The organism is Rhodococcus sp. APC 3903 (assembly GCF_030407755.1).
Classification (GTDB): Bacteria; Actinomycetota; Actinomycetes; order Mycobacteriales; family Mycobacteriaceae; genus Rhodococcus_F; species Rhodococcus_F erythropolis.
In genome coordinates this window covers 1-16,690 of the sequence record NZ_JASDCV010000036.1, presented here as the reverse complement: position 1 = coordinate 16,690, position 16,690 = coordinate 1, and the positions used below count along the sequence as shown (strand labels likewise).

Annotated in this window: 15 protein-coding genes and 2 pseudogenes; 8 read left to right on the top strand and 9 right to left on the bottom strand. The window is 61.3% G+C overall.

The window, feature by feature from the left end:
* Nucleotides 1-69: 69 nt before the first annotated feature.
* The 7 genes from QMA15_RS30010 to QMA15_RS29980 form a co-directional block, all read right to left on the bottom strand.
* Nucleotides 70-378, bottom strand: a complete 309-nt coding sequence (locus tag QMA15_RS30010) for a hypothetical protein (protein WP_290288168.1) — start codon at nucleotides 376-378, stop codon at nucleotides 70-72.
* 11 nt (nucleotides 379-389) lie between these two features.
* Complete coding sequence (locus tag QMA15_RS30005; protein ID WP_290288164.1) at nucleotides 390-1,538, bottom strand: FAD-dependent oxidoreductase; 1,149 nt, start codon at nucleotides 1,536-1,538, stop codon at nucleotides 390-392.
* Nucleotides 1,535-1,732: a ferredoxin gene (locus tag QMA15_RS30000; protein ID WP_290288161.1), complete on the bottom strand. Its 198-nt coding sequence runs from the start codon at nucleotides 1,730-1,732 to the stop codon at nucleotides 1,535-1,537. Before QMA15_RS30000 ends, QMA15_RS30005 begins: the two co-directional genes overlap by 4 nt.
* A complete protein-coding gene (locus tag QMA15_RS29995) occupies nucleotides 1,729-2,931 on the bottom strand; it encodes a cytochrome P450 (RefSeq protein ID WP_290288159.1) in 1,203 nt (400 codons plus the stop codon). The genes QMA15_RS30000 and QMA15_RS29995 overlap by 4 nt, the downstream gene beginning before the upstream one ends.
* A gap of 64 nt (nucleotides 2,932-2,995) precedes the next feature.
* Nucleotides 2,996-4,534: a bifunctional 3-(3-hydroxy-phenyl)propionate/3-hydroxycinnamic acid hydroxylase gene (locus QMA15_RS29990; RefSeq protein ID WP_290288157.1), complete on the bottom strand. Its 1,539-nt coding sequence runs from the start codon at nucleotides 4,532-4,534 to the stop codon at nucleotides 2,996-2,998.
* Nucleotides 4,535-4,601: 67 nt separating this feature from the next.
* Nucleotides 4,602-5,540 (bottom strand): fumarylacetoacetate hydrolase family protein, encoded by a 939-nt coding sequence (locus QMA15_RS29985; RefSeq protein ID WP_290288154.1) that lies wholly within the window; start codon nucleotides 5,538-5,540, stop codon nucleotides 4,602-4,604.
* Nucleotides 5,537-6,706, bottom strand: coding sequence for a VOC family protein (locus QMA15_RS29980; protein ID WP_290288152.1), 1,170 nt, complete (start codon nucleotides 6,704-6,706; stop codon nucleotides 5,537-5,539). The genes QMA15_RS29985 and QMA15_RS29980 overlap by 4 nt, the downstream gene beginning before the upstream one ends.
* A gap of 136 nt (nucleotides 6,707-6,842) precedes the next feature.
* Between QMA15_RS29980 and QMA15_RS29975 the strand changes: the two genes are divergently transcribed.
* From QMA15_RS29975 to QMA15_RS29965, 3 genes are all read left to right on the top strand, one after another.
* On the top strand, nucleotides 6,843-7,514 hold the full coding sequence (locus QMA15_RS29975; RefSeq protein WP_290288206.1) for a TetR/AcrR family transcriptional regulator: 672 nt from the start codon (nucleotides 6,843-6,845) through the stop codon (nucleotides 7,512-7,514).
* A 986-nt stretch (nucleotides 7,515-8,500) separates the two neighbouring features.
* Entirely contained in the window at nucleotides 8,501-9,313 is an 813-nt protein-coding gene (locus QMA15_RS29970) for an SDR family oxidoreductase (RefSeq protein ID WP_290288148.1), read from the top strand.
* Nucleotides 9,314-10,193: 880 nt separating this feature from the next.
* Nucleotides 10,194-10,400 (top strand): hypothetical protein, encoded by a 207-nt coding sequence (locus tag QMA15_RS29965; protein WP_290288214.1) that lies wholly within the window; start codon nucleotides 10,194-10,196, stop codon nucleotides 10,398-10,400.
* On the opposite strand, the pseudogene QMA15_RS29960 reads toward QMA15_RS29965, so the two are convergent.
* Nucleotides 10,344-10,757: pseudogene (locus tag QMA15_RS29960) on the bottom strand (IS6 family transposase); the annotation flags it as partial. The gene QMA15_RS29965 and the pseudogene QMA15_RS29960 overlap by 57 nt on opposite strands.
* A 465-nt stretch (nucleotides 10,758-11,222) precedes the next feature.
* Between QMA15_RS29960 and QMA15_RS29955 the strand changes: the two are divergent.
* Both QMA15_RS29955 and QMA15_RS29950 read left to right on the top strand, forming a co-directional pair.
* Complete coding sequence (locus QMA15_RS29955) at nucleotides 11,223-13,454, top strand: alpha/beta fold hydrolase (RefSeq protein ID WP_290288145.1); 2,232 nt, start codon at nucleotides 11,223-11,225, stop codon at nucleotides 13,452-13,454.
* Entirely contained in the window at nucleotides 13,451-14,563 is a 1,113-nt protein-coding gene (locus tag QMA15_RS29950; RefSeq protein ID WP_290288140.1) for a PDR/VanB family oxidoreductase, read from the top strand. Before QMA15_RS29955 ends, QMA15_RS29950 begins: the two co-directional genes overlap by 4 nt.
* Nucleotides 14,564-14,628: 65 nt before the next feature.
* Here the strand turns inward: QMA15_RS29950 and QMA15_RS29945 are convergent, their stop codons facing one another.
* The gene (locus QMA15_RS29945) at nucleotides 14,629-15,240 is read right to left on the bottom strand and encodes a TetR/AcrR family transcriptional regulator (protein WP_290288138.1); all 612 of its coding nucleotides are present in this window, start codon (nucleotides 15,238-15,240) and stop codon (nucleotides 14,629-14,631) included.
* 284 nt (nucleotides 15,241-15,524) lie between these two features.
* Here QMA15_RS29945 and QMA15_RS29940 point away from each other — a divergent pair, with 284 nt between their 5' ends.
* The 3 genes and pseudogenes from QMA15_RS29940 to QMA15_RS29930 form a co-directional block, all read left to right on the top strand.
* Nucleotides 15,525-15,698, top strand: a complete 174-nt coding sequence (locus QMA15_RS29940; RefSeq protein WP_290288135.1) for a hypothetical protein — start codon at nucleotides 15,525-15,527, stop codon at nucleotides 15,696-15,698.
* Nucleotides 15,699-15,704: 6 nt separating this feature from the next.
* A complete protein-coding gene (locus QMA15_RS29935; RefSeq protein ID WP_290288132.1) occupies nucleotides 15,705-15,962 on the top strand; it encodes a helix-turn-helix domain-containing protein in 258 nt (85 codons plus the stop codon).
* 58 nt (nucleotides 15,963-16,020) lie between these two features.
* Nucleotides 16,021-16,203: pseudogene (locus QMA15_RS29930) on the top strand (acetyl-CoA C-acyltransferase); the annotation flags it as partial.
* Nucleotides 16,204-16,690 lie beyond the last annotated feature (487 nt).

Here is a 16,690-nt window from a genome sequence, read left to right as displayed (position 1 = left end):
TACCGGCGATCGCGAATCCTCCAGCGATCGCGCACCCCGCAATTCGAGTGCGCCGCGGCGGATTGGCTGTCATGGCGAAGGCCCGGTATCGCAGACATCGACCGCGACGCCGGCTCGCAGCAGCGTTCGAACTGACGTCGGGGCGCACAGAGTCGCGGCGAAAAGGCCGCCACCGATGTAGATTTCACGGATTCCGAAGGTCCGAGCCGTTGCACGGGCGGTTGCACGTGCCGCATCAGGTCCGGCGATGAGGTCGTTGGCGCGGGTGGGCGCGATCATATGTGCCACGCCGATCGCCGTACGAGCCAGGCCCACAATTTCGGGAAGGCGGCGGACGAGAGTTGAGCGGCGGGCGGACGATGTCGAACCGAAAGCCATCTGTGTGTTCCTTACCTCGTGAGAGTTGTCTGTTCGCGTGCGATACGCCGAAGAAGTCCCACCGATTTTTTGATCCCGTATGCCACCAACGTTTTTCGGCCGTTGGGATGCGTCCATTGGAGCAAAGCTGATCCTTCGTTCACGGAGCCGTCGAGAACGGTCGGCTCACCCAGGAGGGGGAGTGGGCCGACCACTTTGATCGACAGTCCCAGGATTTCGGTCCAGAAGTAGTCGTCGGTCGGAGGGCATGTGGGTTCGAGACCCAGTGCCGAAGCGGCTGCGACTTTCCCCTGGGCGACTGCGTTCGACCAGAACGGTTGTCTGTGTTGCCGCGCCGAGCTACGAAAATAGGTGACGTCTCCGGCAGCGAAGACGTTCGGTATTGCGGTCGCGCACCGGGCGTCGATACCGACGCCCTGTTTGTCGGCGGCACCGGAACTTTCGAGCCAGTGCGAGTCGGGAATTTCCCCGGCGCAGGTCACGACGAGATCCGCATGCAGTTCTCGACCCGAGTGGGCTATTCCGGTGACGGGATCTCCGATCAGTTCGACGGGCCGATCGGTGCGCACTATCTGCACCGGTGAGGATCGCGCACGGGCGGTGATTGCTTCGGACAGAAACGACCCGAGGATACGTTGGAGCGGTGCATCGACGTCCACGACGGTGACTGCGATGCCGCGCGCTGCACATACGCTGGCGACTTCCATTCCCAGAAAGCCGGCGCCGACGACGATCGCCGAATCGGCCTCGTCGAGCCGAGTGCCCAGCTCCCGTGCGTCGGCGAACGTTCGCAACACCAGCTCGCCGTGTTGGGTGGGTGCACCGATACGGCGGGCTCGAGCTCCCGTTGCGACGATGAGGGTATCGAAGCGAACTTGGCGTCCATCGGCGAGTAGAACTGCTTGTAGGTCGGTGTCGAGGCCGGTCGCGGTGCCGCGGATGGCAGTGATGTCGAGGTCCGATAGATCCCACACCTCGGCTTCCTTCGCCCCCTCTTTGAGGATGTGCTTGGACAACGGTGGCCGGGCGTAGGAGCCGTCGCTGTCTGCCCCGATCATCGCGATGGGTCCGAGGTGGCCGCGCGCACGGAGTTCGCGTGCAGCTGTGCATCCTGCAATGGAATCGCCGACGATGACGATGTGGCGATCGGAGGTACTCACTGTTGCTCTTTCAGCGCGGCAACGGGGCAGGCGCCGATCGCCGAGCGGGCGCCGGGAGCGAGCTCGTCCGGAATGTCTGTATTTTCGTACGGATAGGAGAGTTCGCCTTCGTCGTCGAGGCTGAACACCTTCGGCGCCTGTTCGGTGCAGATACCGTGGCCTTCGCAGCGGTTCCAGTCGACGCTGATCTTCATGGGAGTGCCTTTCCTGCTGCGACCAGCTTCAAGGGAAGCCGCTCGTATCGGTGAATGACGTTGTTGATTGCACGTTCCGCGCTGCCTGCAGGTTCGATGCGGGCGACGCGCCGGGCGAGGATGCGCAAGATGGTCTGTGTTTCGAGCCGGGCCAAGCCTTGGCCGGCGCAGCCGTGTGTTCCGGAGCCGAATCCGAGCTGACGTGCAGCGTCGCGTGTGATGTCGAACGAATCCGGATCATGCCACTCGCGCGGGTCTCGGTTGGCGGAGGCATACACCACCAACACCCGACCGCCTGCGGGGATCATCGAGCCTCCCACGTCGGTGTCCCGTGTCGCTCGGCGGGAGAACGCGCGGACCGGCGACTCGAAGCGGACGACTTCGTTGACCGCGTTCGGGATCAGATCGGGGTCCTCGCGAACGGCCCGCCATTGGTCGGGGTGTTGCGCGAACAGATTCAGCGCGCCCGATATTGCACCGATCGTGGTGTCCAGAGAGGGGGCGAGGTAATCGATCATCAAGGCAGGGCACTGTGACTTGTCGATCTTGTTTTCGTCGGCGGCGATGAGAACGTCTTCGCCCATGCTACCGGGAAGTACGGATCGCTCTCGGACAACCCTTTTGGAGAAGGCCAGCATCTCGGCCGCGGCTTTCGTTGCTCCGACAGCATGTCGGTTGATCGGGCCGAGGGCATCGAATGTGGCCCCGGCCCAACGCAGCAAGTCGTAGCGACCGTCTTCAGGCCACCCGACGAGATCAGGCACGATCGACATGGGCAAGGCTGTCGCGAGGTCGTCGACTCCGTCCACCCACTGCTTGCGGAGGGCATTCTCGACGATGCTTTCGGCTTTTTCTTCGATCGCAGACGTCATCTTCCGAACAGCCTTGGGAGTTAACCGATGCGCCAGGACGGATCGCTTCAGAGCGTGCTCGTCTCCATCGCTGTTGAGGGTCGTACCCTGACCCAACTTGTTGGCGACCGGGTTGAGCCCTACGCCGTCGCCGGAAATGAATGTCTCGTCGTCGAGCAGCACGGATTTGCATTCGGCGTACCGGGCAACGGCAAAAACGCGATGGCGTGCAAGCCACACCACCGGGCCCAACGCGCGTAGCTCGGCGTAGTGCGGATACGGATCGAGAATGGCCTCTGTCGAGTAGATGTTCGCACGGTATTGCGGAATGGAGATGTCTGTAGTCATGAGGTTCCTAAATGAGGGGTGAGGACACAGTGCCGAGGGCTCGAGAACTGGGCCAGCCCGACGGTCAAGCCGGCCTGGCCGCGCCGACGGGGACCGGCAGCACAGGTACTCGGGTGTGCAGTGAAGACAGCGACCGGGAGGACGCCATCACTGTTCGGTCCGGCCGTACGATCGCCGCGCAGGACCGGCCGCGCCGGAGCCATGTTCCCAGAGGCGAAGATTCTTCGACTACCAATACGTGCGCACCCCGGCGGGTCATCTCTCGCCGCTGCCCGTCACTCGGGCGTGTCATTGTCACGACGACCGTCTGGTCCGGAGCGACCTCGTCGAACCGGGTCGATGTGTCCACCAGCGTATTTGGGCAGAGTGTTCCTGCGAGTCCGTGAATCGTCGGAACGCCGCGGCGAACGAACTGCGATGTACGCAGGCTGGGGGTTGCGCTGTCGGTGACTTTGACTGTGATGCCGGGAAGCTTGGTCAGCGGCGGGAGGACACGTTTCCTCACTGCGGCAGTTCGATGGCCGCCCCCGGTCATCGCCCAGCCGACCATCACGGCCAGTTTGATCATCGCGGTAGCGTGCGGGCCGCGTTCGATCTGGTAACTGTCGAGTGCGGATTCGGGGAGCAGACCTTGCCGGACCGCGACCAGTTTCCACATCAGGTTTTTTGCATCACGCAGGCCGGCGCCCATGCCTTGTCCGATGAACGGAGGCGTGAGGTGGGCTGCGTCGCCGAGCAGAAATACTCGGCGATCGCGCCACCGGTCGGCGACCTGCGCGTGAAAGGTGTATTCAGCGACCCTGATCAGGTCCATATCCGAGTTGACGACAGCTCCGAGCCACGGGTCGAGCAGCGGGCGCAGGGTATCGAGGTCACGATAATCGTCCACGGTTTCGTGATCCTGCAATCGGAATTCCCACCGATATCGCGTGTCACCGATCCGCATGTAAGTTCCCGCGCGGTGTGGGTCGCACAGTTGGTGGACGCCATCCCATAGCTGCAAGTCGGCGGTGGTGGCGATGTCGACGACCAGCCACCGTTGCTCGAATCCCAAGTCCGTCATCTGTGATCCGATCGCGGAGCGCACGACGCTGTTGGCTCCATCGCAGCCCAGCACGTAGTCCGCCGTGACCGAATGTACTCGCCCGGTGACTCTTTCGGTATATATCACGCGCACCGTATCGCGTTCGTTGATGACGTCGGAGACTTCGCAATGGCCACGAAATGTCACATTGCCGCCTTGGTCCATTCTTGCTCGCAGCACCGCTTCGAGTGCGGGCTGGTCGAACATGTTGGCCGCGGGGAATCCGTGTGGTTGTTCCGTCGGGTTGCGGGTGAATTCTGCGATCGTGCTCATTTTCGAGTCGATCAATCGCAGACCCTGCCCGGCTCGTGAGATCGAGCCGAACTCGTCGGCGATGCCGAGGTCGCCGAGGATGCGATAGATCTCGTCATCGAGGTGAACGGCTCGCGGTTGCGCGAAAACGCTTGTCCACCTGTCGAGCACAAGACAGTTCGTGGAGTATCGGCCCAGAAGTGACGCGGCCGTCGTTCCGGATGGACCGGCCCCGACGATTACCACGGGGTAGTGCTTTCCGGTCATGACGCCACTGCGGTTCGGCACGTAGTGGAAGTACCGAGCCGAGGCAAAGTTTCGCCTGTCCCGAGATTCATCGCGCGTACTTCACCTTCGTGCGCTGGATTCCGAGGTCGAGCATGAAGTCATCCGTTGCGATGCTCACTTCGACCACATCCCCGTCCTTCAAGTAGCGGGGATTGGCCGACTGCTTGTTGAAGAACAGCTTCCATTTGAGCGCGGGCGGTAAGAAACCGCCGATGATCTCGATTAATTTGGCGGGCGCCTTGAGGGCCGTTCCGCCGGGTGTGCCGGTGAGAATCAAGTCCCCGACATCGAGGCGTTGAAATTTGCTCAGGGTCTCCAACGCCTTTGACGGCGGATAGATCATGTCTCGGACCGTACTGTTCTGTCGCAGTTCACCATTGACGCGAAGCATCAGCCGGAGCTTGTCGAAACGGGCGAAGTCGCCTTCCTCGAGAATGAGCAGCACCGGACCGACGGGAGTGAAGGTCGGGTACGACTTCGCCTCGTAGAACTGTGTTTTCGGCAACTGAACATCGCGGGCGGACACATCATTGGTGATCACCAGTGCTGCGATATGGCCGGCGGCGGTGGAGTTGTCCACCGGAGTGCCGACAGGGAACGGCTTTCCGATGACGAGTCCGATCTCCGCCTCGTAGTCGAGTAGATTCACGTGTGCGGGTTTGACGATGGCGTCCGTGGGTCCACTGATCGAGCCGGACGATTTCCGGAAGAAGGTTAGCGGGACCGTGTCGGGGTTCATGCCCGAATCCTTGACGTGTGAAACGTAATTGGTCATCTGTGCGACGACCCGGCACGGGGCGGTGACTGGTGAAATCAGGTCAAGTGTGTCGACCGGTACGGTGTCTGTGCTGTTGGATGCGGCATCGACTGCTGTGCGATCGCTGAGCAGTTCGGCCGTGGTCGTTGCCGAGGTGTCGATGCGTGCTGCCCCGGCGGGTAGCTGTACCCACCAGGCGTCGGGGGTGCGAAGGACCGGGATGCTCATGAAGAGGCTACTTTCAACAGGCCGCGGAGGCGTTCGGGGTCGAATTCGTTGTCGCGGCGTAGGGCCGAGATGATCGATCGGAGTTCGTGGAGAGCGTCTTTGCCGGGAGCGAGGCCGAGGAAGTCCTTGCTCACAGGTGGTCCCCATTGGGCCAATCCTGTTGCGGTCATCGGTGCCCACCCAGGTTCGAGGGAGGAGTCGAAGAGGTCGCCGTCACTGAAGTGTTCGACGAGGAAACCGTCCGGGTCCCGCCAGTAGTCGAATATCTGGCTGCCTTGGATGTGGCGGCCGATGCCCCACGAGTGCTTGTATCCGCGTTCGGTGAGGTACCGGTGACCGGCCCCGATGGCGTCGAGGTCGCACACCTGGTATGCCGAGTGCACGTAGCGGTCCGAGGGGCCCAGCGTCATGGCGAGCGTGTGATGGTCGGTGGGGGTTTCGCCGCGATCGCAGCGAATGAAGCTCATCACTGGACCGCGTTCGCGTTGGCCGTCGTAGAAGAGGAAGTCGCTCACGATCAGCCCGAGGTGTTCGAGGTACCAGTCGAGATTCTCGAGGTAGCGGGTGCGCTGGAGAACGACGTGTCCCAGTCGTTCGACTCGCGCAGGTTCACGCGGAGTTCGCTGGGTGGTGTTCAGTCGGGGAGCGATCTGGGGTGCGGTGTGCGAGACACCGAAGTTGAGGGCGTGTACCTGTTGTCGCGGCAGTTGCGCCCCGCCGTCGATTTCGGCGACCACCCGCACTGCCTGACCGCTCGGATCGGTCAAGCTCACCGCGACCCCGCCGATGGCGTCGGGAAGTCGATCGATGCGGCGGTCGGCCGCCTCGGCCAGTTTCACCACGTCGGCGACGTCGGCGGCCAGGAAGGCCGCGCCGACGTAGCTCGAGCGGTCCCCCTTGCGGATGATCACACACGGGGAACCGACATCGGTACCTCGCAAATGCAGTTCATCCGGCGTACGTAGCGTGACCGAAAATCCGAAAGCCTCGGCAAAGGCTTGTGCTTTGACCAGATCCGGCTTCCGGAACTCGAGCCATGCGATGTCGTGGACCTTGATGACCGGATTCCTGGCGCGCCCGGGATGTTCACCCGGCAATGATCCTTGGTCGACGTGAATGTTCTGGTGGCCGTCGACGCCTGACCGGGGGTTGATGTCTGTCGGCATGTTGAATCCTCCGAAATTGTTGACGATATCGTCACTTATTGCAGGAGGCCGCGTCAAGCCTTTTTGACGAAATCGTCATTTTGTTATGGTGGCGTTAGACTGGGCTCCTTGCGTGAAGGAAGGGAAGCATCAAGTGATGGAGGACAACCGCGTCGAACGCCGCAAAGCTCGCACCCGGGCGGCACTCGTCCGAGCCGCACTGGATTTCGTTGCAAGTGGCAACGTCAACGCGCCAGTTCTGGAGATCACCCAAGCTGCCGATGTCGGCAACGGATCCTTCTACAATTATTTCGCCAGCAAAGAGGAACTGTGGAGCGCCGCCGTCGACGAGGCGCTGGAATCCGTCGGCGCGTACCTCGACACCCTCACGGTGGGCCTGGATGATCCCGTCGAGAAGTTCACGCAGTCCTTCAGGCTGTCCGGGCGCCTGTTTCGAATGGAGCCACAGCTGAGTCGGGTTCTGCTCACCGCGGAAGCGGCGGTGGTTGCGTCCGAGCGAGGTTTGGCGCCGCGCTCGCGCCGAGACATCGAATCGGCGACGAAACAGGGACGATTCGACGTCGAGGACTCCGAACTTGCCTTGGCTCTTGTGTCGGGCACCCTGTTGTCGATGGGCCGTTTGCTCCTTGAAGATTCGGATCGAGACGAGGCGAGCACCGTCGACCGAACGACCATACGAGTTCTCCGGGCGCTGGGTGTACCTGCATGCGAGGCGGAAGAGTTGTGCAGCAAGGCCCTTCCACAGTCTTACCGTGGTGCGCTGCGCACCGTCATCGCCCCGGCGTCAGTCCTACCGGATGGCACCTAGAGGCGCAGCATTTCGACAGTCCGATGTCTGCGCAGGGCGCCGGCATCTCGGCTGCCTGCGCGACCGGAGGAGCGTGAATCAGGTATCCCCAAGTCCTCGCGGTGGAGACTCCCCCACATCGCACATATCCGCGAGCGTTCTACGGTCCATGTCGGACGAAGGAGTTTCGGTACTCGTCGAGAAACTCTCATACACCCTTGACTGACGACTTGATCATAAGTGATGATTACGTCAGAAAGTGGAGTGAACTTCCCCGACAAATGAGAAAGATCTGCCCGGGTGTGGTCACCGCGCCGCGCTTCGCCAGGTTCGGATGGTCCTACAGACATCCTGTGGGAAGGCTCACCGCCTTTCGTCCGTGCAAATCCGAGTGGCGGGCGATTCAGCACCGCAAACAGCCGATTGGCACCTCACTTTTTACTGTCGTCCGCTGGCGGCAGGAGAAGGGAATCCAATGGATAGGGCCAGCGCCCCTTCGCGGGAAGTTGTCGATGCAGTCGCTTTCTTGTTGCAGCAACCTGATGCACCCGATTTCCGTAGGCGAGCCCAGAAATTAGTCAAGCGCCTACCAGCGAAAGCACAAGGGCCGGCGCAGCTCGACTACACGGAATCGGACCTTTTCGTAGTGAGTGCGGCGCGCAAACGTCGGGCAGATCTTGCGGTCGACGCTGCCGAACTTCGAGCAGAAGGGCGGGTCGAGAGTCCTTTCAAAGCAAAGACTAAGCGTAAATAGAGTCCATTTCCCGCAGCGTCCGACGAGGAGAGTACCCACAGTAGTCAGCGGAGGACCGTCCCGGAATCTTGGGCTTAGGCGGTGGCATTCATGCTGTGTCTCAGCAACACTGGTTCTTCCTGACCGCAGTACGGCCACGGATTCGGTCCACCCAGCAAACCGTCGCTCAACCAGCAGAGGCTACGTATCCCCGCTCCCGAGGGTGAGGCGGCCAGGTTGTCCATTCCCTTCCAACCAGAACCAAAAGGTGCACATGAAAACTGCAGTTGTTACCGGAGCATCTTCAGGCATCGGCCGTGCCGTCGCCCGAACACTACTCACACGAGAATTCCATGTGATCGGCACGAGTAGGAATATCTCGTCGATCGCCGACCCCCTGCCCGGCGTCGAGTACCGCGAACTGGATCTGACCGAATCCGAATCCATACAGGCTTTCGTCAACGGCCTTCAACACATCGACATCGACGTGTTGGTCAACAATGCAGGCGAAAGCCAATGCGGCCCAATCGAAGAGCTGCCCATTGACGCCGTGAGGCGTCTTTTTCAGCTCAACGTATTCGGCCCGGTGGAACTGACCCAGCGCGTGCTACCCGGCATGAGGGCTCGTGGGCGCGGCACAGTCGTCAACATCGGCTCGATGCTGGCGAGCTTCCCCCTGGCCTACCGCTCTTCATACGCGGGAACCAAAGCCGCAATCAAGGCCTTCTCGACGGCCGCCCGTTACGAACTGAAACCATTCGGCATCGACATCACTACCGTCGAGCCCGGCTCGATCGACACCGGACTCTCCACACGGCGCACCAAGTACTGCGGACCGCATTCTCCGTATCAACGCGACTTCACAACTGTGATCGCGAAGCTCGACGCGAAAGAAGAACAAGGCATTTCGCCAGACACCGTGGCGAGAACCGTCCTGAAAGCCGTCGAGGCCAAACACGCACGCCCAGTCTACGCAGTCGGGAGCAATGCACCCGTTGTGTTCCTGGCGCACCGGATGCTCCCACGCACAGTTATGGAGACATTGACGGCCAGGGCATATGGACTCCCCAGTCGGCGTTCGATTTGAGGGCCGCTGTTGGGTGTTCGATGTGAAACGTGTTGGGAGGGTCGGGGTGTCTCAGCCCTCCGGTATCCCTGCTTCCGCTGCACGTTGGTATCGATGCGGCGGTGGTGTGCGAGCTGGGCAAAGAAACATTGACGTGTGTGCGAAATGTGGCCAACTCCACTAGGCAGACAAGCTGAGCGCGTTGATTGACAGATTATCCGCCGACCGCTCAATCGTGCACTTCAGAAAAGATCTACACCCGCAGGGGAATGACGAGGCCGACATGTTCAAAGATTCACGGGCTCGTTGTCTTGCACAGCGCCATCATCATTGACCCTGGCCGGTTCGGTAGATTCGGCGGATGTTGTCGGTAGTGTTTCGGGTCACCGGGTAGACCAGACCTTATGGATTGTTTTACGGTGGAGATGCGGGGTTGAGCAAAGAGCCCGGCGCGGAAAGTGGGTCCCCGTGCTGTGTGCTCAACACGGGGACGTCTCACCTCGTGGAGTCCCTGCCCGGCATCAGCCGGTGGGGGCTCCACTTCGACAGTATGCCGAGTTGGTGTATCTGCAGGTTTCGGAAATATGTGCTTTCGTTGCCCTTCTTGGCGTGATGCTGTCCGGAGATGTTGTGCAGGTGCGAGATACCCGCTCACGTGCAGTGATCTCGATACTCGTTCTGTCTTTGCGGTTGGGCGTTGTCGCCGCGTGTCGAACACGGCATTGTTTGTCCGGGACTGTCTGCATCCGGCGTCTTCGTCGTTCAAACTGTCAGGGACACTGCGTTTTTGGAATACCAGTTGTTCCTCGACGGCAGTGGGGAACATCGGTGCGACGTAGAGTTCGAAGTGGCCGCCGCACGGAGGGCCTCGGCTGGTGGGAGATGAGTTAACGTCGTTGCCATGTCGTATACCGTGGTCGAGGCCTCCACCGTTCCTGCTGGAGAGGGGCCGCATCCGGCGGCGAGTCCGTACGATCGCCGTGTCAGCGAAGCTCTGGGCGTCACCGCGTTCGAGGTATACCAGGTAGCGCTCCCGCCGGATGCCGAGACAGCTCGCCAGATTGTCGGTAACGATCACTCGCGGCACATACTCCAGTCCTTTGAGTAGTCGGCGGAAGAACTTCTTGGCTGCCAATGCGTTTCGGCGGGACTGGACCAGCACGTCGAGCACGTTGCCGTCCTGGTCTACCGCACGCCACAGATAATGCTGGGTACCGTTGATCGGGATGAACACCTCGTCGAGATGCCACCTATCACCGGGCAGGGACCGCCGTCGGCGCAGCTGGTTTGCGTATGCCTGCCCGAACTTGGCGCACCACCGCCGGATCGTCTCATAGCTGACCAGGACACCGCGTTTGAGCATGAGTTCCTCGACTTCGCGGAAGCTGAGCGGGAACCGGAAGTACAGCCACACGCAGTGGTTGACGATCTCGGCCGGGTATCTATGGCCTTTGTACGACGGCATTGCGGTGCTCGCGCCTCATTCTCCCAGGTGTCCGCGTTCAACAACGTGACAGTGCCGTTCAATGGAAGTGGGTGAGGCACGTGCGCTGGAGGCAATCTCGAGCGCGCCAACGTCATGGTCGACACTCATGGCGAACGCCGCCCGTCTGGGTGCGGGTCGATGCCGGTTGGTGCGATTCCGCTGCAGCAAAAGCTGTCGGTCATGTTCGGTTACGACGGTGACGGCGATCTCGAATTCGTGAGGTGTGTCGTCTGTTCGGATGAGAGTCGCCGTCGCGCAGTTCGTGGGAATGTCAGCGGTCACCGCGCGGGCCTGAAGGGGTTCAGGGCGCGGGGTGTGTGCGGTTTAGCTCGGGTCGTCGAACATTTCGCGTGTACATGTTACTTCGAGTGTCGTACACTTCTCGAAACCATTCATTGATGAATGATTATGAGGTGCGGAAGTCCGGCGCGAGGAGTACGAGATATGAGTTTCGACAGGACTGTGACCGGCATGGTCGTCGAGGTGCCCGCGTCTCCGCGACGGCCCGGCGAAGCTGAGAAAGTGGTTCAGGCGCACAGAGAATGGGCGCGTGACCGTGCAGGCCTGGTCGTAATCGGGTCACTCGGAACAGGCAGCGCAGTGGACGAACTTGATGAAGCACTGATCCCCGCATGCGGCAACGTGGAGCGCGCGGTCAACGGCAACGTCCAGGCAGCGATCGCTACTGTCATCAACGGTCGGCTCGTCTGCCGCGAAGGCGAGTTCGAAACCGCATCCGGAAGAGGCTGGGGCACTCGACGTTTCTGGAGAGCGGCCCACTCGGATGGCTGCACCCACACCGGGTTCGTCATCGCTCGAGCATCAGCGATGAACGAGCATCAGACAATTATCATCCGCACCCCGCACCTGACGGTGAGGGCATTGAGTTGGGGGCCGTCGGACGGCCCCTTGGCGCTTCTCCTGCACGGATTCCCCGATTCGGCGACGACCTGGCGTCACCTCGGCCCCGAACTTGCAGCTCAGGGATGGCGAGTAATCGCGCCCTACAACCGAGGTTATGCCCCCTCAGAACTGCCCGCGGATGACAGTTATCAACTCGGCGCTCTGATAGGTGACGTGCTCGATGTCTACGACGCCGTCGGAGGAGACGAACGTGCGGTTCTGATCGGGCACGACTGGGGCGCTGCAATCGCCAGCGGAGTGTCGAGCACAACGCCGCAACGCTTTTCATCGGTTGTGCTGCTCGCGGTACCTCCGTTACCGGCGGTGCTCTCGCTTTTCTGGCCGCCGAAGCTTCGCAACGTATCTGTTGCCGCCCGGCAACTACCGCGCAGTTGGTACATGGGTATCGTCCAAGTCCCCGTACTGTCACAGCTGTTCGGTGAGCGAGTGATCCGTCTGCTGTGGAGGTTGTGGGCCCCGGGGTACGACTACCGTGATGATCTCGACGCGGCTGTGGCAGCGATGCCCGACCGCAATCGCCGCCGTGCCGCATTCTCGTACTCCGCGCGCTGTGGAATCCGTTCTACCGCAGCCGAGCACACGCACCGCTGCAGCGGTACGCATTTGCGCACGCCCGCGTACGGACGCTGTACCTGCACGGGGAGGCGGACGCCTGCGGGATCGTCGAGATCGGCGCCCACAGCCTCTCGGTCCTTCCCACGGGAAGCCTCGCCCGAATCGTTCCCGGCACCGGGCACTTCCTGCACCTGGAAGCCCCGTCCACGGTCGGCAGTGCGATCACCGACTTCATCGGAAAGCCTTGACCACAACCACCGAAACACCACTCCCCGAATCCACAAAGGACAGACCATGCCACGAACTAGCAGGGAACTTGCGGCCGAAGAACTCGACCCGGGCCCGGTTTCCCTCCGTGCTCGCGATGTCAGCTTCGATCTTTCACGTAGCCCACTGCATTGGATCCCGAACCACCCCGTGACATCTCACGTGGTGAGTGCCTATCACATGCTTTTCCCCGAGGTGGAACGATTCTTCATCACCGCGTTCGAAGAAGCACTGCCGTTGGTCGACGACGTACGTCTACGCGAGGATATCCTCGGTTTCATCGGTCAGGAATCCATCCACGCCGACGCTCACGACAAGGCAGTGACGACCTTCCTCCTCGCGCACGGCATCGACGCATCACCCGTGCTGGCACAAGCACGATGGGTGCTGCGAAAGTCGATGGGGCCCAGAGACTTCAAAGACCCGGTTGCCCAACGGCAATACCTGATCGAACGATTGGCGATCGTAGCGGCTTTGGAAAATTTCACTGCCTTTCTCGGCCACTACGCACTCAACAACACTTGGGATCACTACGGGGCTGATCCCGACATCGTCGAGCTGCTGCGCTGGCATGGCGCGGAAGAGATGGAGCACCGCAACGTCGCCCACGATGTCGCACTGTACTTCGACCCCACGTATCGCCGTCGACTACGGGCGATGGCCGTGACCGTGCCGGTCACTGTCCTCCTGTCCGCCCGCTGCATGTGGTTCGTCATCAAATCCGATCCGAACGCCCCCCACTCGCGGCTGCGGACAATGCGCGAGATCCTGCGCGGCGGCAAACTCGGCCTCCTGCCGACAGTGAGGGAAGTACTCGGAGCAATGACTGGGTACCTCAAACCCTCCTACACTCCCGACGACACCGGATCGATGGCTCAAGCCCTCGACTACCTCGCCCAGATCGACGCGCGAACCGGAGCGAAGCCGTGAACGCCGCCGACGGTAGGGAGGTTCACCCGTCCCTTCCCGGAGACATCTGGGGGCGACGGGAAACAGATCGACTCATCGGTACCGTCCACCGGCTCTCAGACCTCTACGTCCGACTGCTCCGACACACGCGCACCCCTCTCGAGGTCTTCCGGCGCGACAGTCACACTTTTTCTGTCGTTGTCACCGAGCGCACCGTCGAAGCAGCGGACGAGGACGTCGTCAGTCTGCGACTCGAACGAGATGGTACCGACCCGCTCCCGCCGTGGTATCCCGGAGCGCACATCGACCTCACTCTGCCCTCGGGACGTACGCGGCAATACTCCTTGTGTGGAGAGCCCTCTGATGCCTCCCACTACCGCATCGCGGTACGACTCATCCCCACTGGCGGCGGCGGATCGCGCGAGATCCACGAGAGTCTGCACGTCGGCGCCCGAATTGAAACTCAGTCACCACGCAACGCTTTCCCCCTCGCTGTTCAGAAATCGACGAAACAGCCGCCGATTCGTTTCGTGGCGGGCGGCATCGGCATCACCCCGATCCTCCCGATGATCGAAGCAGTCGATCGACTTGGTATCGAATGGTCGTTGATGTACTCGGGGCGTACGCGTGAGTCGTTGGCTTTCCTCGACCGCCTCGCGAAATACGCGGGACGGGTGCAATTGCGATTCGACGACGAACACGGTATTCCGACCACAGACGAGTTGGTAGGCGATCTACCGGACAACGGCACCGTGTACTGCTGCGGTCCCGCCCCGATGATCGAGACCCTTCGCGCCTCCCTGGCAACGCGACGAACAATAGGGTTGCACTACGAGCGCTTCGCGCCGCCGCCCATCATCGACGGTGTGCCGTTCGAGATCGAACTGGCCAGGGACGGAATCGTTCTCGGAGTTGCAGCCGATACAAGCATCCTCGACACCTTGCGGGAGGTCCGCCGCGATCTCACTTATTCGTGCCGACAAGGGTTCTGCGGCAGTTGCCGCCTCACCGTCCTCGACGGGCAGCCCGTTCACCGGGGCGGCGCTCTATCCGAGCACGAGTTGGCAGAGGGGCAATTCCTCCCGTGCGTCTCGCGCGCACACGGAGGTCGTCTTGTCCTCGACGTATAGAACTCGAGGGCTCTGTGGAAACACCGAGACCGCAGCGCTTGTGGTGGTCGGTGTCTTCCCGCCCCTCACCCCGCCGCTGTCGATGTCGTCTCGATCAGTTCCGCCCAACGGCGAATTACCCCTTTGCGCCTCACCGAGTCGTCGGCGATGAAACTCGCAAGACCGAGCCCACGAGCCGAATCCAGAAAGGCCTGGATTGTCGTGCGTGCCGTGGCATCATCAGGATCGAGTGCGAGCAGTTCCATCGCGGCGAAGAAGAGTTGCCGCCCCATCTGATCTTCCATTGCAGCGACTTTGGGGCGCAGGACCGGGTCGGCAGAGGCAGCGACGCACAGCTGCAAGGTAGCGCCGAACAGTTCGCCCAGATGAAGGTCGACCAGGCCGTCAACGATGGCCAGAGTTCTGCCCTTACCTGTCGGGAGGGCCGAGGTACGTAGACGCAGTTCGGCGAGCCTGGTATCGGCCACGTGCTCCACAGCGGCAGCGAAGAGCCCGTCGCGGTCGTTGAAATAGTGCTGAACAGCGCCGCGACTGACACCGGCACGCTGGGTCACCACGGTCACTGTCGTATCGCGCCACCCCAGCTCAGCCAGACAGACGATCGCGGCATCGAGCAGCTTCAGACGGGTCGCGATCCCACGCTCCTGCTGTGGTTCGCGTGTCCTCGTAGAACTCATGTGGAGAATCTACTGCGCACGCCTCCACGAGTGAACTTGCAGTCGATGAGATCGTTCACGCCGGGGATCTGAGGTTGTGCCCGAACAACGCGTGTTTTCGGGAGCTCTTTCGTGCAGCAAAGTCTCACCACTGCGGCACTGCTGCCATGGCCGCCGACAGGAAACCCTGGGGGGATTGACAAAGTCTGCGCGTTTGCCTGGTGCCGGCAAATCTCCTACGTTGCGTTTATTTCGAATATTACGCATATTTCGTTTATAGGCTCTTGCGTGTAGGAGGTAGCGTCATGTCCGCTGGCGAACAGCCCAGTGTCATCGAGCAGGAACAAGCCCGTCATGCACTGCAGGTGCTGCGCGGTGTCGAACCCGACGTGGGGGAAACCCTCGACGTGAAGGTCGCCGGGACTGCAGAGTCAGTGCATCTTCCTCGCGCTGCGTTCGAGTTGATCCGCGACGTGTAGGCGAATATGGCTGCCGGGCAAGGTGTCACGGTCGTCCCGGCGCATGCGGAGTTGATCACGCAGCAGGCTGCGCAGATTTTCAATGTCTCTCGCCCCCATGTCATCAAACTGTTCGACGAAGGGCATATCGAGTATCGGTTGGTGGGCCGCCATCGCCGGATCCTCGCATCGTCGCTGATTGCCTATCAACGCTCTGAGCTCGGCGGTGCGCGCAATGCTGCCGACGAGTTGGCAGCTCTGCCGGAAGATCTCGGGCTGTACTGACGTGAAGTTGACTGTGCTGTACGACGCCAATGTGCTGTACCCCGCCGTCGCAACGACAATGCTGACCGGCCCGACCCCAGCCGTGGAGAAAGTGCTTGCAATAGCCGGTCTCGCCGTCGACGGCATCAACTTGTTCGAACTGAACGAGGCGTTCGCGTCCGTGGTTCTCAAATACCAAAGGGACCGCAAGATCTCCGTCGAAAAGCTGGACGTGAACGGCGGGGCCATCGCCATGGGCCACACTCGGTTGGTGCGCCGGATTGTAGGAAGTGGCCGACTCCGGGGAGCGCCGTCGTGGTGTGGTCGGGGAAGGCGCCTTCGTAGCGCTGACGGTATCTACTTGACGGCACCACTGCTGCTTGCTCGCACTATTTCGCTTTCGTCCAGCAGTAGTTCCATCGGTTGGTGAGAGGGTGGGCGGAGCGGCGACAAGTGGTCCGTGGTTCTAGGTGCCGACAGGGATGCGCGGTGCGCCGCTAGGACGAAATTTTCCGTCAAGCTTGACGGGCGGGAGCTTCAGGGCGGTATCCGACACCTGAATAGTACTTTCGGGGGATTTTTCCAATTTTGTCTGTACAGGCGGGGTTGCATGTGACTACGGTCACTCATCACCACAATCCGACTGGTACCCTTTATTTTGATCCAGGTCGGGTTGCATCCCAGAGGAGAAATGCATGTCCCGACGTTCGACGTCGCGTGGGCTTTTCGGCGCACTCGCCACCGCAACT

What these genes read in the sequence shown, in the direction of transcription:
- QMA15_RS30010 (WP_290288168.1), bottom strand. Translation starts at nt 378, where the DNA reads ATGGCTTTCGGTTCGACATCGTCCGCCCGCCGCTCAACTCTCGTCCGC.
- QMA15_RS30000 (WP_290288161.1), bottom strand. Translation starts at nt 1,732, where the DNA reads ATGAAGATCAGCGTCGACTGGAACCGCTGCGAAGGCCACGGTATCTGC.
- QMA15_RS29995 (WP_290288159.1), bottom strand. Translation starts at nt 2,931, where the DNA reads ATGACTACAGACATCTCCATTCCGCAATACCGTGCGAACATCTACTCG.
- QMA15_RS29990 (WP_290288157.1), bottom strand. Translation starts at nt 4,534, where the DNA reads ATGACCGGAAAGCACTACCCCGTGGTAATCGTCGGGGCCGGTCCATCC.
- QMA15_RS29985 (WP_290288154.1), bottom strand. Translation starts at nt 5,540, where the DNA reads ATGAGCATCCCGGTCCTTCGCACCCCCGACGCCTGGTGGGTACAGCTA.
- QMA15_RS29980 (WP_290288152.1), bottom strand. Translation starts at nt 6,706, where the DNA reads ATGCCGACAGACATCAACCCCCGGTCAGGCGTCGACGGCCACCAGAAC.
- QMA15_RS29975 (WP_290288206.1), top strand. Translation starts at nt 6,843, where the DNA reads ATGGAGGACAACCGCGTCGAACGCCGCAAAGCTCGCACCCGGGCGGCA.
- QMA15_RS29970 (WP_290288148.1), top strand. Translation starts at nt 8,501, where the DNA reads ATGAAAACTGCAGTTGTTACCGGAGCATCTTCAGGCATCGGCCGTGCC.
- QMA15_RS29965 (WP_290288214.1), top strand. Translation starts at nt 10,194, where the DNA reads ATGTCGTATACCGTGGTCGAGGCCTCCACCGTTCCTGCTGGAGAGGGG.
- QMA15_RS29955 (WP_290288145.1), top strand. Translation starts at nt 11,223, where the DNA reads ATGAGTTTCGACAGGACTGTGACCGGCATGGTCGTCGAGGTGCCCGCG.
- QMA15_RS29945 (WP_290288138.1), bottom strand. Translation starts at nt 15,240, where the DNA reads ATGAGTTCTACGAGGACACGCGAACCACAGCAGGAGCGTGGGATCGCG.
- QMA15_RS29940 (WP_290288135.1), top strand. Translation starts at nt 15,525, where the DNA reads ATGTCCGCTGGCGAACAGCCCAGTGTCATCGAGCAGGAACAAGCCCGT.
- QMA15_RS29935 (WP_290288132.1), top strand. Translation starts at nt 15,705, where the DNA reads ATGGCTGCCGGGCAAGGTGTCACGGTCGTCCCGGCGCATGCGGAGTTG.